General features: G+C 69.9%; 15 protein-coding genes and 1 pseudogene. 8 read left to right on the forward strand and 8 right to left on the reverse strand.

What is annotated here, in order from left to right:
* Together ABZS66_RS11730 and ABZS66_RS11735 are read right to left on the reverse strand one after the other, a co-directional pair.
* A pseudogene (locus ABZS66_RS11730) lies at nt 1–254 on the reverse strand (hypothetical protein); the annotation flags it as partial.
* A gap of 452 nt (nt 255–706) precedes the next feature.
* Nucleotides 707–1,027 carry a GYD domain-containing protein gene (locus tag ABZS66_RS11735; RefSeq protein WP_354757066.1) on the reverse strand — a complete coding sequence of 107 codons (321 nt, stop codon included), beginning with the start codon at nt 1,025–1,027 and terminating at the stop codon, nt 707–709.
* Between the two features lie 124 nt (nt 1,028–1,151).
* Here ABZS66_RS11735 and ABZS66_RS11740 point away from each other — a divergent pair, with 124 nt between their 5' ends.
* The 8 genes from ABZS66_RS11740 to ABZS66_RS11775 all read left to right on the forward strand — a co-directional run bounded on the left by ABZS66_RS11740 (nt 1,152) and on the right by ABZS66_RS11775 (nt 7,754).
* Entirely contained in the window at nt 1,152–1,556 is a 405-nt protein-coding gene (locus ABZS66_RS11740) for a Scr1 family TA system antitoxin-like transcriptional regulator (protein ID WP_354757067.1), read from the forward strand.
* A 535-nt stretch (nt 1,557–2,091) separates the two neighbouring features.
* A complete protein-coding gene (locus tag ABZS66_RS11745; RefSeq protein WP_354757068.1) occupies nt 2,092–3,282 on the forward strand; it encodes an ABC transporter substrate-binding protein in 1,191 nt (396 codons plus the stop codon).
* 193 nt (nt 3,283–3,475) lie between these two features.
* Nucleotides 3,476–4,438 carry a D-2-hydroxyacid dehydrogenase family protein gene (locus ABZS66_RS11750; protein WP_354757069.1) on the forward strand — a complete coding sequence of 321 codons (963 nt, stop codon included), beginning with the start codon at nt 3,476–3,478 and terminating at the stop codon, nt 4,436–4,438.
* Nucleotides 4,439–4,504: 66 nt separating this feature from the next.
* A complete protein-coding gene (locus ABZS66_RS11755) occupies nt 4,505–5,074 on the forward strand; it encodes a nuclear transport factor 2 family protein (RefSeq protein ID WP_354757070.1) in 570 nt (189 codons plus the stop codon).
* The gene (locus tag ABZS66_RS11760) at nt 5,071–5,199 is read left to right on the forward strand and encodes a hypothetical protein (RefSeq protein WP_354757071.1); all 129 of its coding nucleotides are present in this window, start codon (nt 5,071–5,073) and stop codon (nt 5,197–5,199) included. The genes ABZS66_RS11755 and ABZS66_RS11760 overlap by 4 nt, the downstream gene beginning before the upstream one ends.
* 677 nt (nt 5,200–5,876) lie before the next feature.
* The gene (locus ABZS66_RS11765; RefSeq protein ID WP_354757072.1) at nt 5,877–6,149 is read left to right on the forward strand and encodes a pyridoxine 5'-phosphate oxidase C-terminal domain-containing protein; all 273 of its coding nucleotides are present in this window, start codon (nt 5,877–5,879) and stop codon (nt 6,147–6,149) included.
* Nucleotides 6,150–6,183: 34 nt separating this feature from the next.
* The gene (locus tag ABZS66_RS11770) at nt 6,184–6,939 is read left to right on the forward strand and encodes a class I SAM-dependent methyltransferase (RefSeq protein WP_354757073.1); all 756 of its coding nucleotides are present in this window, start codon (nt 6,184–6,186) and stop codon (nt 6,937–6,939) included.
* Complete coding sequence (locus ABZS66_RS11775; protein WP_354757074.1) at nt 6,936–7,754, forward strand: HAD family phosphatase; 819 nt, start codon at nt 6,936–6,938, stop codon at nt 7,752–7,754. Before ABZS66_RS11770 ends, ABZS66_RS11775 begins: the two co-directional genes overlap by 4 nt.
* Before the next feature lie 226 nt (nt 7,755–7,980).
* On the opposite strand, the gene ABZS66_RS11780 is transcribed toward ABZS66_RS11775, so the two are convergent.
* From ABZS66_RS11780 to ABZS66_RS11805, 6 genes are read right to left on the reverse strand one after another with little or no spacing between them, the layout of a single operon-like run.
* Nucleotides 7,981–8,982, reverse strand: a complete 1,002-nt coding sequence (locus ABZS66_RS11780) for a class I SAM-dependent methyltransferase (protein ID WP_354757075.1) — start codon at nt 8,980–8,982, stop codon at nt 7,981–7,983.
* The gene (locus tag ABZS66_RS11785; RefSeq protein WP_354757076.1) at nt 8,979–9,926 is read right to left on the reverse strand and encodes a hypothetical protein; all 948 of its coding nucleotides are present in this window, start codon (nt 9,924–9,926) and stop codon (nt 8,979–8,981) included. Before ABZS66_RS11785 ends, ABZS66_RS11780 begins: the two co-directional genes overlap by 4 nt.
* The gene (locus ABZS66_RS11790) at nt 9,923–11,002 is read right to left on the reverse strand and encodes an endonuclease/exonuclease/phosphatase family protein (RefSeq protein WP_354757077.1); all 1,080 of its coding nucleotides are present in this window, start codon (nt 11,000–11,002) and stop codon (nt 9,923–9,925) included. The genes ABZS66_RS11785 and ABZS66_RS11790 overlap by 4 nt, the downstream gene beginning before the upstream one ends.
* The gene (locus ABZS66_RS11795) at nt 10,999–12,003 is read right to left on the reverse strand and encodes a glycosyltransferase (protein ID WP_354757078.1); all 1,005 of its coding nucleotides are present in this window, start codon (nt 12,001–12,003) and stop codon (nt 10,999–11,001) included. The genes ABZS66_RS11790 and ABZS66_RS11795 overlap by 4 nt, the downstream gene beginning before the upstream one ends.
* Nucleotides 12,000–12,995, reverse strand: a complete 996-nt coding sequence (locus tag ABZS66_RS11800; protein ID WP_354757079.1) for a glycosyltransferase family 2 protein — start codon at nt 12,993–12,995, stop codon at nt 12,000–12,002. Before ABZS66_RS11800 ends, ABZS66_RS11795 begins: the two co-directional genes overlap by 4 nt.
* Nucleotides 12,992–13,996 carry an endonuclease/exonuclease/phosphatase family protein gene (locus ABZS66_RS11805; RefSeq protein ID WP_354757080.1) on the reverse strand — a complete coding sequence of 335 codons (1,005 nt, stop codon included), beginning with the start codon at nt 13,994–13,996 and terminating at the stop codon, nt 12,992–12,994. The genes ABZS66_RS11800 and ABZS66_RS11805 overlap by 4 nt, the downstream gene beginning before the upstream one ends.
* Between the last annotated feature and the right edge of the window lie 151 nt (nt 13,997–14,147).

Consider the following 14,147-nt stretch of genomic DNA (forward strand, 5'->3'; position numbering starts at 1 on the left):
GTCGACGGGCGGAGGATGCCGGCGAGGTAGTTGCCGACGTCGGCTGCGCCGGCTGTGGTCTGGATCGCGGCGTTCGACGGCAGCGTGTAGGTCACGCCGGCCGCGGGCTGCGCCGACACCGGCGCGGGTACGACGTCGGAGAGGCTCACCGCGGCGCTGGCCGGGGAAGCCGCCAGCAGCCAGGCGACGCCGGTGGCGGCGGTCGCGATGGCCATGGCGGAGGCGAGCAGCAGGTTGCGCGGGGAACGGTGCACGGCATCCTCCAGCGAAACTGTTAAGTTTCCTGCTAGTTTGACGGCACGCTATGTCCCGCGCGGGAAACTGTCAAGGGAGTCACCTCCTTCCGAGCTGTTCCCAGCTGTGCTGGGGACACAACAGGGCGCCTCGCGGCGCACCGCTCATGCCGCCGATAGCGCACATTCAGCCGCCGATCGTCGCGAGGAAGTACGACCGTCGACTACCTAAGGTGACCGGCCGCGCCGGGGTCGACGGAGTCGTGGGGTACTGCCGGGTCCGGCGTCCGGCAGGAACCGCGCACCCTGGCGCTGGAACCATCACGTGACATCGCCGTTGGCGGCCCGCCCGAGCGACCTGCGGCATGCGGGCGTGAGCCTGCTGCTCCCGCCCGCGGTGCACACTCCCGAGGTTGCCGAGCGTCCCGGCCACGATCGTGCTCTCGCAACTGACTAGCCCGGATGCAGCTGGCTCAGGCGCCAGGCGCGCGGTAGTCGACGGTCTGCTTGACCGCTTCGTCGACCTCGGCCGGGGTCAGCAGTGCGATGGTCTTGGCGGTGGCCCCACCAGCTACGCCAATCGCGAGAGTCACGGCGGCGGCGGCCTTGCTGTCGGGCAGGTCGCAGATTACATGCACGTCAGGCTCCCCGAAGGAGAAGTCGAACGACTCCATTCGCCCGCCGACACTTTCGGCCATTTTCTCGACCGCCTCGACTCGTCCGCTGCCCCCTTCCTTGAGCAGCCCGTGGAGTCCGTCGGCCGTGTAGGTCGCCTCGATAAGGAATCTGGGCATCGAGATCACCCCCTCGAACCGAGTTTAGTCGCCGGGGCATGCCGGCCGAAGTGGCCCGACCCGCGGTAGCACCGCAGTCGTCCGGCTGCGAAGGATTGCGGCCTTCAAAGGACTGCCGGACGACGTGTCCGAGGCCGTGGCCGTTCGCATGATGCGGCAGAAGGTTCTCCAGTCCAAGGAGCGGCGGTTCTCGGTGGTGCTTGAAGAGGCTGCCGTGTCATCGCGCATCGGGTCCGTCGAGATGATGGCGGCGCAGCTCGGATACCTTACGGCTGCTGGCCTCAGGGAGAGCGTGAGCCTCGGGATTGTGCCGGCGCACATCGAGCGAACCATGTGGTCGAGCCCCGGCATCTGGATGTTCGACGACGACGAGGTGACGTTGGAGACTCCCACGGCGGCGCTCACCATCACGCAGCCGCGCGGGGTGCAGTTGTACGGGCGGGTGTTCGCCGAGCTATCGGGCATGGCCGTGGTTGGTAGCCCCGCACGAGCACTCATCATGGCCGCGATCGATCGTCTCGGCGTGTAGGCCTCGCGCCAACTTCGGGCGACATCGTGGTCCGTGGATGACCCGGCTTCGTCGCGTCTTCCTCAGGTCGCGGGGTGAGCGCCGATCCCTGAATCCGCTTGCCTCACGACCGTCAGTGACGCGGGGACGGGGAGGCGCGAATCCATGTCGGTGTACGCGGTCCGGAGGTTTCCGCGCGACGGCAGGCGCTATCCCCTTCGGGCTGCGTCCGCGCGTTCCTTGACTGAGCCCGAACAGACGGAGGGCGGCTTCGCTGAAGTCGCCACGAACCAGCAGGTCAACCCGCCGACGGGAGTATTCGGGACCCACCGGGTCGCCGTGATGACCGGCTTGATCGTTCTGTAACCCGCTCGACATTGTCGACCCTTGACACGGGACGGCGCCCGACGGGATATTGGGCAACCAAGCGCTTGCTAGGTTTCGAGAACTCCTCGTCAGACCCCGCACGACGTGGCGGTAGCGACGTAACAGTTGAGCCCATTTTCACTTTGTCCCAGTAAGGCAGGGGGTAGACGTGGCCACATCCAGGAGATCAGTGGCGCTTGCCGGCGCGCTGGTCGCCGCGCTGGTGGCGTTCGCGGGCTGTAGCAAGAGTGGCTCCGACGCACCGAGCACCGGCACGGCGACCGGTGATCCCATCATTATCGGCCTGGACCAGGACAGCACCGGTCCGGGCGCTTCATACAGCAACATCTCCGGCAAGACGATCCGGCTGGCCATTCAGGACATCAACGACAAGGGCGGCGTGCTGGGCCGTCCGCTCCAGCTTGTGGTGGGCAACGACGAGAGTGACCCGACAAAGTCGCCGGCCGTCGTGCAGAAGTTGGTCAGTCAGGGCGCCAAGCTGGTGCTGATGCAGACGGGTGGCGCGGCATCGGCGCAGGCCAAGCCGACCCTCACCCAGCTCGGCGTCCCGGCCATCGCCCCCACCAGCGTGACCCAGACGCTGGTCGACGCGCCGAACAACGAGTTCATCTACATGCTCGCCAACGCGACCGGCGACTGGGCCGAGGTGTACTGCGGAGCGTTCCAGAAGGCCAACATCAAGAAGATCGGCGTGTTGACCGATGACTCGTCGACCATCGCGGCGGTGAACAAGTCGCTGTTCGACGCGATGCCCTGTGTGCAGATCGCGGCGACAGAGAAGGGCGCCACCGCGGCGTCCGACCTGTCCGCACAGGTGGCCCGAATCAAGGACGCGAACGTCGACGCGGTGATGGTGACCAGCCTCGGTGGCGCGTTCGAGGTGCTCGCGCAGAACACGCTCGCCAGCCAGTTGGCCGCGAAGCCGCGGTTCTCGCTCGCGTCGATCGGCAACCAGCCGGAGGCCTGGAAGCTGGCCAACGCGGGTGCCCTCAACGGTTTGGTGTTCATGGGTTCCATCAACAACCAGAACCCTCGTACCCAGGAACTGACCAAGTTCCTGAAGGACAAGAACGGCGCCGACTACGAGGTCACCGCCTATGACGCCCAAGCCTGGGACACCGTGCACATCGTCAAGCTCGCGATCGAGAAGGCCGGCGGCGCGGACGACTCGAAGAAGCTGAACGAAGCGATCCAGAGCATCTCGGGATATCCGGCCTCGTTCGGCCAGGCGAGCTTCACTCTGTCCTACTCCGCCACCAAGCACCTCGGTGCGGATGGCCTCTGTGGCCTGTCGCTGATCGAGTTCGGCGCGGACAACAAGCCGAAGGGGCCGTGGGCGCCCTACCAGCCGCCCTGCTAGACCGATAGTCGGCCGTGGGGCGGACATCCTCCGCTCCACGATCCTCATCCGTCCCAGATGATGATGTGTTGCAGTTCGTGGACGAGCTGCCTCGCGGCTCGGGCGACAAGGTCGCCAAGGCGGAACTTCGCGCCTACCTTCGTCGCAGGATGTCCCTGACCCCGTAGCCAGCCTCATCGAGGGAGCCCGTGCCATGCCGATTCGGATCGCCGTCCTTGACGACTATCAGTGCGTCGCCCGGTCGAGTGCCGATTGGACGCCCCTCGACGGCCGGGCCGACGTCACATTCTTCCACGACCACATTGCCGACCCGACTGACCTGGTGCGCCGGCTGGAGCCGTTTGAAGTGGTCGTGGCGATGCGCGAGCGGACGGCGTTCCCGTCGGCGATCCTCGACCGGCTGCCCAATCTGGCCCTCCTGGTCACCACCGGTCCGTTCAACGCGGCGATCGACGTCGCGGCCGCACAAGCCCGCGGGATCGTGGTCTGCGGAACTGGCAGCGTTCCGCACACCACGGCCGAGCTGACCTGGGCCCTCATCATGGCAGTCACCCGCAGGGTTCCGGCGGAGGATGCCGCGCTGCGGGCAGGGCAGTGGCAGACCACGATCGGTCCTGAACTGGCTGGTTCGACCCTCGGCATCATCGGGCTGGGCAATATCGGCTCGAGGATTGCCCGCTACGCACTGGCCTTCGACATGGACGTCGTCGCCTGGAGCCAGAATCTCACCAACGAGCGGGCCGAGTCGGTGGGCGTGAAACTCGTCGGCAAGCGCGAGTTGTTCGAGCGCGCCGATGTAGCTACCGTCCACCTCAAGCTGAGTGAACGTACGAGGAACCTGATCGGTCGACCCGAGCTGGAACTGCTCGGCCCGCGGGGCTACCTGGTCAACACCTCGCGCGGGCCGATCGTGGACGAGAATGCCTTGGCCGAGACCCTGTCGGACGCCGTCATCGCCGGCGCGGCGCTGGACGTGTTCTCCGTTGAGCCGTTGCCAGCAGACCACCCGCTGCGCGACGCGCCGAACACTGTGCTGACGCCACATATCGGCTATGTCTCGGTGCCGATGTACGAGCGCTTCTTCTCGCACGTGGTGGAAGACGTCGTGTCATGGCTGCAGGGCACCCCGGTTCGGGTAATCCCGGCCGATTCGTAAGCGCCGAAAAGGTCGGGGAGGAGTACCACAGAACAGCCTTGACCAGATCCAGGAAGTGGGTGACCAATGCCGCGGGAAGGCCAGTTCGAGCAATCACGGGTCGATGTGACCATGGCCGTGACTGATTGCCTGTACCGGTATGCGAGGGCGGTCGATCGATGTGACTGGGACTCGGTGCGTGCGTGCTACCACGATAATGCCTTCGATCACCACGGCGCGTACCAGGGCGGGGTCGACGGGCTCATTGAGGACATGAAAGTTCGCCACGCACAACTGGACTCTTCGGTCCATGTCATCACCAACGTCCTCGTTGACTTGCCCGATCCGGATGTTGCATTGGTCGAGTCCTACTGCCTGTGCTATCTAAGGCGCCGTAAACAAGAAGCCTCTGGCGCGCAGCAGTTGACGACCGTGAAATGTCGATATCTAGACAAATTCACGCCGGATGCTGGTGGTCGGTGGCGTATCGCATCCCGCATGGTTGTGTTTGATGAGCTGTGCGTCGGCGAAGTTCAGGACAGTCGACCACAGGCAGGCGCTCGATCGGAGAGGGATCAAAAGGACCCATTGTGGGCCTTTCTTGATCGCGGAGTGGACTGGAACTCAGAAGATTATGCCTCTGGGGTCGGGGCATGAACGGGAGCGCGGCAGTCCTGCAGGGCGCCAACGAGGACCTCGGCAACCGCGAAGCGTTGATCGACTCCTATCTCGGTCAGCGTTCGCTCGCCGACGTCGCCGGGCACACGGTGGGCCAGGACTGACGTGGCCGCCGGGACGGGATCTGCGTGCTGCCGGCCGCACCGCACTCCGCTCCGGCCGACCACGACCGGATCGAGGATGCGGTCCGGTCGGGTGGGGGCACTCTCACTGGGGTCGCCGACGCCGACGGGGTGACCTGGACTCACTGGTCCGGCCCGGCGGCTCCGGGCGGCAGCTGAGCGAGCACCCGCAGGTGCGCTGGGAACAAACGACCGTGGTGAGCGTCGCGTCCGGTGAGGCGATGAGCACGGCGAAATGCGGTTGGCGGGCGGACAGGAGGTCACCGCCGAGTCGGCGCGGGACCTGGCGCTTGCCGAAGGCACGACCGTGGTGGTGTTGGTGAGTCGACCGAGGTGGCGGTCGCGGCCAGCGCAGTGCCGCAGGTCACGGCCGCGATCACCGAGGACGCCGACGAGGACCTTGACCTGACTGAAGTACCCCTGCGGTCGCGTTGATCAAGTCGACCCAGGTGAGCGTGGCGTTGCCGTAGCCGGCCGGGTGCGACGCGCGGGCGTCGCGCCCGGCCGGACGGTGCCTCGGGGCCGCTCCTACGGGGAGAACGCACGGACCTCAGCGCTCGTCGCCGATGTGACGGAGCGTACGGCAAAGCGGGTCGCGCCCATGAGACCGCCATCGTTACGGTCGGAGCGGCTGGCGATGATCCGGACGGGGGTTCGGCGTGACGATCGAGACGCTGACAGGCGACACCTCACTGGTCCTGCAGGAGTTCGACGACACCGTCCCCCCGGGGGTCCGCGAGCCGCAGAGCGCTCCGCTGCACGACGAGGCAGCGCTGCGCCGACGCGCGGCGGACCTGCTCATGGCCGGCGCCCGATACCGCGTCACGCCGACCGGCGTGGAGTTCTGGCACGGCAGCGTCGACCGCCGGCACCGCCGCCTGCGCTACGACCAGCAAACCGCCGGCTCAAACCCGCAACGCCTGCAGCCCTGACCAGCCCGCGCCACTGCATCACGGGAGGAACCGCATGCTCGCCGGAGACGTCGACTATGAACACCACGGCCACGGGTACGCCAGCCAGCGCCGCACCGACCCGCGCATCGAGGCGCAGGTCCACACCGCGCTCGGCGACGCCCGCACGATCGTCAACGTCGGCGCTGGAGCCGGCTCCTACGAGCCCGCTGACCGGTACGTCGTCGCCGTCGAACCGTCCGCGGCGATGCGCGCCCAGCGCCCGTCCGGGCGGGTGCCGGCCCTGGACGCGACGGCGGAGCGGCTGCCGTTCGACGACGACAGCTTCGACGCCGCTCTCGCCTCCGTGACCGTGCACCAGTGGTCGGACACCGTTGCCGGGCTCCGCGAACTGCGCCGGGTTACCAGGGGCCCGGTCGTCGTGCTCACCTTCGACGGCGACGCGCTCGACCTGCTGTGGCTCGCCGAGTACGCGCCGGAGCTCATCGCGGCCGAGCGCCGCCGGTACCCGGCGCTGGACCTGATCGCCGCGCACATCGGCGCCACCTGCGGCATCCAGCCGGTCCCGGTGCCGATCGACTGCGTCGACGGGTTCACCGAAGCGTTCTACGCCCGCCCCGAACGGTTCCTCGACCCCGCGGTCCGCCGGTCGCAGTCGGCGTGGACCTTCGTCGACGACGCCGACGAGGCCCGCGCCGTCGACCACCTGCGTCGCGACCTCGACAGCGGCGCCTGGGACGAACGATACGGCCACCTGCGCACCCAACCGGAGTTCGTCGGCTCGCTGCGCCTGCTGATCGGCCGCCCGTGACCCGGCCGCGCCGAACCGGTCCGCCGCTCGACGGCGGGGTGTTCGACGGCTGGATGCCGGACGGGGTGGTGTTCGACTGCGACGGACTCCTCGTCGACACCGAACCCTGCTGGAGCGTCGCGGAGTCCGAACTGTTCGCCCGCCGCGGTCTGCCGTTCGGCGTCGAACAGAAACGCCTGCTGATCGGAAAGTCCCTTGCTGCCGCCGGGGCGGTGCTGGAGGAGGCGTTCGGCGAGCCCGGCCAGGCAGCGGCGATCGGTGCGGAGCTCGAAGCGCTCGTCGCCGAGGTGATCGCGGACCAGGCGCAGCCGATGCCCGGCGCGCGTACAGTCGTCGACCTGACCGCGGCCAGAGTGCCGGTCGCCGTCGCGAGCAACTCCTCACGCCGGCTGCTCGACCTCGCCCTGCGCCGGGGCAGCTTCGCCGACACGTTCACCGTCAGCATCGCCGCCGACGAAGTCGGCCACCCGAAGCCGGCGCCGGACCTGTACCTGGAGGCCTGCACCCGGCTCGGGATCGCACCCGCGCGTGGGCTGGCGTTCGAGGATTCGCTGACCGGCATGCGCGCCGCCGTGGCCGCCGGGTTACGGCTCGTCAGCGTGCCGACGCTGACCCAGCCCGGCCTGCCCGGTGACTGGATCCTGCCCAGTCTCGACCATGCGAGCCTGATCGACTGGATCACCGCCTGGCCGACCACCGGTCACGTCTCCACGCGCGACCGTGCCGCCGGTCAGGAGACGTCGCACTGCCACCACGCTGGTGTGATGGACGACCAAAGGGACCCGATCACCGAGTTCGGCGAGCGGGGTCGGTGAAGTCCGGTGACAGGCATCCGATTGGCGCTCGCTTGGCGTCAACGGATCGACGCCCTCGACCGCTTCCGCCCAGGAACGTGGTGCCGCTCCCTGGCGCTGATCGACGACGAGCTCCTCCGGGCCGCCGGCGGCCCGGAGGAGGCGTTCGGGCAGCGAATCTACAACCGGGTCAAGGACCACCGCGGCGCCGACGCAGCGACTCGCCGGGCGGGAGCAGGACGCGACTTCAGGGCTCCACCGAGAGCCAGAACGAGGAAGGATGCAGGCGGTCGCTCAGGCCCAGGTCCGCCCACAGGTCGTCGAAGAGGCCACCCAGCGCCGGGTCGTCGGCGATGTACGCGTTGGGCAGTTCCACTACGTATCGCCCCCGGTCGGCCAGCAGGAACGCCGCCAGCAGGTACTGCTCGGAGTAGGCCCGCCAGCGCCACTCCGGCGGATAGTCGCTCGGCAGCAGGATGTCGTGGATGTGTACCAGCACGCCCGGCCGCAGCCGGGGCAGCACCTCGAAGAAGAACACCGTGACGTCGGAGCCCATGAACGCCCGGTGCGAGCCGTCGAAGAAGATGATGTCGCCGGCCTCCAGCTCGTCGAACCGGCTGAGGTCGGTGTGCTCCAACGGTTCGCGGATCACGGTGTCGCACAGCGCGTCGATCTCGGCTCGCGGCGCCGGGTCGATCGAGGTGATCGTGGTTCGCAGGTCATGGTCGGCGATGGCTCGGCGGGCGAACTTCGTCGAGTTGCCCGAGCCGATCTCCAGGTATCGGCGCGGGTTGGTCCCCGCCAGGAACCCGGTGAGCGCCAACGCGTCGAGCGGCGGCAGCCAGCCGTTGCGCCAGTACGGCATCGGGTCGGTCAGCTCGGCCTGCAGCGGGATCGCCCGGAAGGCGTCCAGGTGGGAGCGGAAGCCGGACAGGTGCTCGCGATACCGGTCCCGCCCCTCGGCGAACCGGGCGGCGAGCTGCGGGTGGACCGGCCGCCCGTACCCGTAGCGGGGCTGCGGATCGCCGAGGTGGTCGACGAACAGCGGGCGGCGCAGCCCGAACGCGGACAGGACCGTGCCGTGCAGGACCGGGTGGCGGTCGAGGTAGCGCACCGGCGCGCGCAGGACCGGCAGCGCGCTGAGGAGCTCCTGGCCCGACGAGGTGCTGATGGCGGCCCGGACCCGCCGCCCCCATCGGCGGACACCGGGTCGATCAGGGGACGCGGAAGACATCGGGAGAGAGGTCACGACGGAGTCCTTTCGAGAGTGAGCGGAGCGGGAACCCGGGTCGGGCGGAGCACGCCCAGCGCGGCCAGGACGACCAACGTGGAAGCCGCGTCGACGACGGTGATGAGGATCCGGCTCAGCGCCACCACGGTGACCAGGGCCGGGCCGGTGAGCAGGGTGGCCAGGGTGAGCCCGAGCACCAGCTCGCGCACGCCGAGGCCGGACGGGAGCACCAGCGCCACCACCCCGGCGACCACCGAGAGTGCGAAGCCGCCGATGCCGACGGTGAGCGTGGTGAGCGGATCCGCGCCGAGCGCGACGGCCAGGACCGCCACGTGGGTTCCGCTGATGAGCCAGCCCAGCGCCATCAGGGCGGTGGCCTTGCCCAGCGCGGCGCGGCCGGGCAGCTCCAGCGTGGCGCTGCGGCGCAGCAGACGGGCGCCGAGGGTCAACGGCGCCTGGAGCGTTCCCGGAGCCAGGACGGGCACCGCGGCGGCAGCCAGCACCGGCAGCAGCAGCCACCACAGTGGACTCGTCGCCACCAGGGCGGGCAGGGCGAGCAGCCCGACCAGCAACCCGGCCACCACCGCGAGCCCCTGACTGGCCAGGAACGCGGCGGCCAGCCGGGCCGGAGGCTCCCCGAGCGACGTGGCCATGCTCGCGTGCGCCACGGCCGGCCAGATGCCGCCAGGGATGTAGCGGGCGAGCCCGCCCACGAAGTACACCCGCAGTGCCTCGCGGGTCGGCAGCCGGGTGCCCAGTCCGGCCAGCAGGATCCGCCAGCCGAACATGCCGGGCAGGCCGCCGACACTCGCGAGGACCGCCGCGAGCAGCGCGTTACCCAACCCGACCGTTCGGACGCTGTCGACCAGGCCGTGCCGCGCCAACCACAGCTGGCTGCCGAGGAACACGACGACCAGCCCGTATGCGAGGATGCGCAGCACCGCGAAGACCCGCCGTCTCATGGTGCCCTCCGCACGGTCAGCTCGATCCGCTGCAGGCTGTGGTCCGACATACGGCGCGGGTCGACGAACTCGTACCGCTGCACCGTCACCGCGTCGGACGTGAACGCCCAGTCGAGGCGCCACAGCTGGACCGGCCAGTATGAGCGCCACGACGCCGGGTACAGGGATCGGGAGCCGCTCGCCGCGTCGTGCAGCGAGTCGGCCAGCCACCGGAGGTCGCCCATCACCGGGCTGGTGTTGAAGTCCCCGGCGACGAGGACCGGGTTGCGGTTGTCGCGCACGTCGTTCTCCAGGGAGGTGTACTGCCGGTGCCGCGCCGCGTCGCGGAGGCGCAACTGCCGGTAGAAGTCCGCCGACAGCGGGCTCACCAGGTCCAACTGGATCGGCATGTGCACGTTGTAGACCGACAGGGTTTCGCCGCCCGCCGTCACGTCCACGCGCAGCGATTTGACCTGCTCGTACACCTGTCGCCAGCTGCTGCCGGGGGCCGGTTCGGCGGGCAGCGCGACGACCCGCCGCACCGGCAGCCGGGTGAGCGTCAGCAGCTCGCCGCGCTCGATCGCGCTGTAGCCGGGGAAGTCGGCGGGGTGCAGGCCGTTCTCCGCGTACTCCTGCAGCAGGTATACGTCGGCGTCCTGGGCGCGCAGGAAGGCGAGGAACCCCGCCGGGTCGTCCCACTCGTCCCACACCTCCGTGTTCCACGCCACGACCTTGAAGTGCGTGCCGGCCACGTCCCCCGACGGCGGCAGCAGCGCCGCCGGGTTGAAGCCTGCCTGTGCCCCGCCGACCGCAAGGCCGGCCAGCGCGATCACCAGCGGCCGGCGGCCCAGCCGCAGCAGGGCGGTGCCGGCGGTGACCAGGGCCGGCACCACGGCGAACACCAGCGGTGGCAGGAGACCCGGCACGAGCCACAGCCACCAGCGACCGCTCAACACCACGTTGAGCCCGGCAAAGACCAGCCAGGCGACGCCGGCCGCCACGATGACACGCCGTCCGGCGCGGGCGATGCGGGCCCGCACCGGCCGGTCGACCACGGTGGGCGTCGAGGTGGGCGTCGAGGTGACGGTCGGGGTCATGCCGCGAACCCGGTGTACAGGCGGCGGAAACGCGCGGAGCCGGCCCACTGCGTGAGGCCGACGGCGATCCCGGCCGCGGTGGTGAGGTTCACCAGGTAGTGCAGCGCCACCACGGCGGTGGCGAAGCCTGGTCCCCGATGGCGCAGGGCAGCGCGGAAGAACCGGCGCTCGCCGAAGCACCAGGCGGTGAGGAACGCCAGCGGGATCAGCGCACCGATCGGGCCGAGCAACACGGGCGCCGGTGCGGCGGCCAGGGCGAGCGCCGCGGCGAGGCAGCCGCCGGACTGCTGGCTGGTCGCCACCTGCGCGACCCGGCTGCGGTCGAGGAAGAACGGGATGTGCAGCCGGGTGCGGTGGAAGACCTTGCGCAGCACCACCCGCAGGGTCGGGTCGTTGTCGTGCTTGCCGCGCACCGTCGTCATGAGCAGCATCCGGTGCCGCGCACCGAGCCGCCGGCCGAAGTCGGCGCCCTCGGTCTCGCGCAGGTGCGGCAGGAATCCGCCCAGCTCGGCGTACACGATCGCGGGGATGGCCATGATGGCCGTCGGCACGAAGTCGTGCAGTTCGCCGGCCGCCGCCTCCAGCCAGTAGTACTGGTGGAAGTTGCGGTACCGCTCGACCACACCGTTGACGATGAGCGGTTCCGGCTCGTAGGTGCCGGCGACCACGCCGACGGCGGGGTCGGCCTGCAGCGCGGCGACCGCGTTGGCCACCGCGTCCGGGTGCATGGCCACGTCCGAGTCGACGAAGACCAGGATCGCGCCCGACGCCTCGGCCGCACCGAGGTTGCGGGCGACCGCGACCCCGCCGTTGACGCCGGTGGACACGACCCGCGCGCCGAGGGACCGCGCGACCGCGACCGAGTCGTCCGTACTGCAGTCGTCGACGACCAGGATCTCCAGCGGCTGGTAGGTCTGCCGTTGCGCGGCCTCGACGCACAGGCCGATCGTGGCGCCGTAGTTGTAGTTCGGGATGATCACGGAAACCAGGGGAGTGTTCATGATGTCGCACCGATCGTGAAGCGGCGGCTCGGGCCGAAGGTTGGGTCGGTGAGGACGCGCAGCAGGCCGCGGGCGCAGCCGGCCAGCAACGCGAGATGCAGGAGCAGGTTGACGCCGGTGAAGTAGGCCAGGTAGGCGAGACCCTTGCGGCGGACCACGAATCGGGCCAGCGGCGGGTCGGCCACCGCGAAGGCGGCCAGCAGCACGCCGGGCACGGCCAGGAGGGCCGGGTCGAGCAGGCCCAGTGGCAACGTCGCCAGCATGAGTGCCACGACGGCCACGCCGGCGGTGCGGTTGACGGCCAGCCCGCCGCGGCGCATCCGGTTGCGGGCCGAGAAGGGCATGAGCTGTGCCCGCCGGTACTGCTCGCGCAGCGCATCCGGCAGCCGGTCCACCTCGTCGTGGTAGCCGACCATCGTGTCGGTGAGCCGGATCTGGTAGCAGGTGCGGAGCCGTTCGCTGTACTCGTCGTCCTCCGCGCTGCGCAACCGCTCGTCGAACCCGCCGATCTCGTCGAAGACCCGGCGCGGCATCGCGGCCAGCGCGAACACCGCGGTCTCGGTCCGCCCGACCTGCCGGGTCAGCGCGAAGTGCAGGTGCAGCACCCGGTGGCGCTCCACCGGGCCGTCGTCCATGAGCGGCTCCGGCCCGTACACGCCGAAGACGCAGCCGCAGTCCGGCTCCGCGGCCAGGATCCGCACGGCCTGCTCGATCGCCTCCGGGGCCAGGGCGACGTCGGAGTCCACGAAGAAGACGACGTCGCCACGGCTGGCCGCCACCCCGGTGTTGCGGGCGGCCGACACGCCCCGGTTGACCGCGTGCCGCACCACCGTCGCCCCGGCCGCTTCCGCGATCCGGACCGAGTCGTCGGTGCTGCAGTCGTCGACCACGATCACCTCGATCGGCTGGAGGGTCTGCTGCTGGACTGAGCGCAGACACGCGTCCAGGGTCTTGCCGTAGTTGTAGTTGGGGATGACCACCGAGACGTTCATCGAGACTGTCCTTTCAGGACGATCCGCACCCGTTGCGCCCGATGGTCGGAGAGCCCGTCCGTGGCCACCAGCTGGTAGTCGTCGGCGACCAGCCCGGCCGTGGTGAAGGTCCAGTCGACCCGCCACAACGGCAGGCCGGCCGGCCACGACCCCGGGTACAGTGCGGTGTTGGCGTCGTGCAGGGTCGCGCGCAGCGCATCGAGGTCGCCCATCGCCGGGCTGGTGTTGAAGTCCCCGGCGATGATCGCGGGACGGTTGTTGGCGGCGAGGTCGGACTGCAGCCCGGCGAGCTGGCGGCGCCGGAGTCCGTCGCGCTCCTGGATCAGGCTGAAGAACCGCCGGCTCACCGCGAGGTCGATCTGGACCGGCAGGTGCACGTTGTAGGTGGAGATGATGTGCCCGCCGACGTCGAGATCGCTGCGCAGCACTTTGGCCGCGACGAACACCTGGCCGAAGTCGGCGGCGACGCCGGCCAGGTCGCGGTCCGGGCCGACCGGCGGCCGGGCCACGATCGGGAACCGGCTGAGCGTCAGCAGCTCACCGCGGCTCGCGATCGAGTAGCCGGGGAACGCCGCCCGCAGCGCCGCCTCGTCGTCCACCGGCCGGGCGCCGTCCAGCCCGGCCGTCTCGTCCCAGTGCAGGTACTCCTGCAGCAGGTAGACGTCGGCGCGCTGGGCCTGCAGGAACGCGTAGAACCGGTCCCGCTCCACGCTCTGGCCCCAGTACTCGGTGTTCCACGCGAACACCTGCAGCCCCGGGCCGGCGCCGGACACTCCACCACGGACATGGAGGCCGTTGTACGGCCAGCCGAGCACACCGGCCGTGATGGTCCCCGCCAGGACCAGCCAAGTGGCGTTGGCCGGCACCGGCCGCCCCAGCAGGCGCGCGGCCGGCAGGGCGGCGACCAGCAGGACCGGCACGACCAGGAACATCAGCGGCGGCATCAGGTCGGGCAGCAGCCACAGCCACCAGCGCCCGGTGAGCAGCCACTGCAGGCCCACGAAGACCAGCCAGGCGCCGGTCGCGGCGACCAGGACCCGGCTGGCCCGGCACCATCTGCTCGTTCGTCCTCCGCTTCGCTCCGGCCGCCCGAGCGCCGAGCTGTGCCTCTGATGAGCGGCCCCTCCGCTTCGCTCCGGACCGCTCGTTCGC

Origin of the sequence: Dactylosporangium sp. NPDC005572 (assembly GCF_040605515.1) — a bacterium.
Classification (GTDB): domain Bacteria; phylum Actinomycetota; class Actinomycetes; order Mycobacteriales; family Micromonosporaceae; genus Dactylosporangium.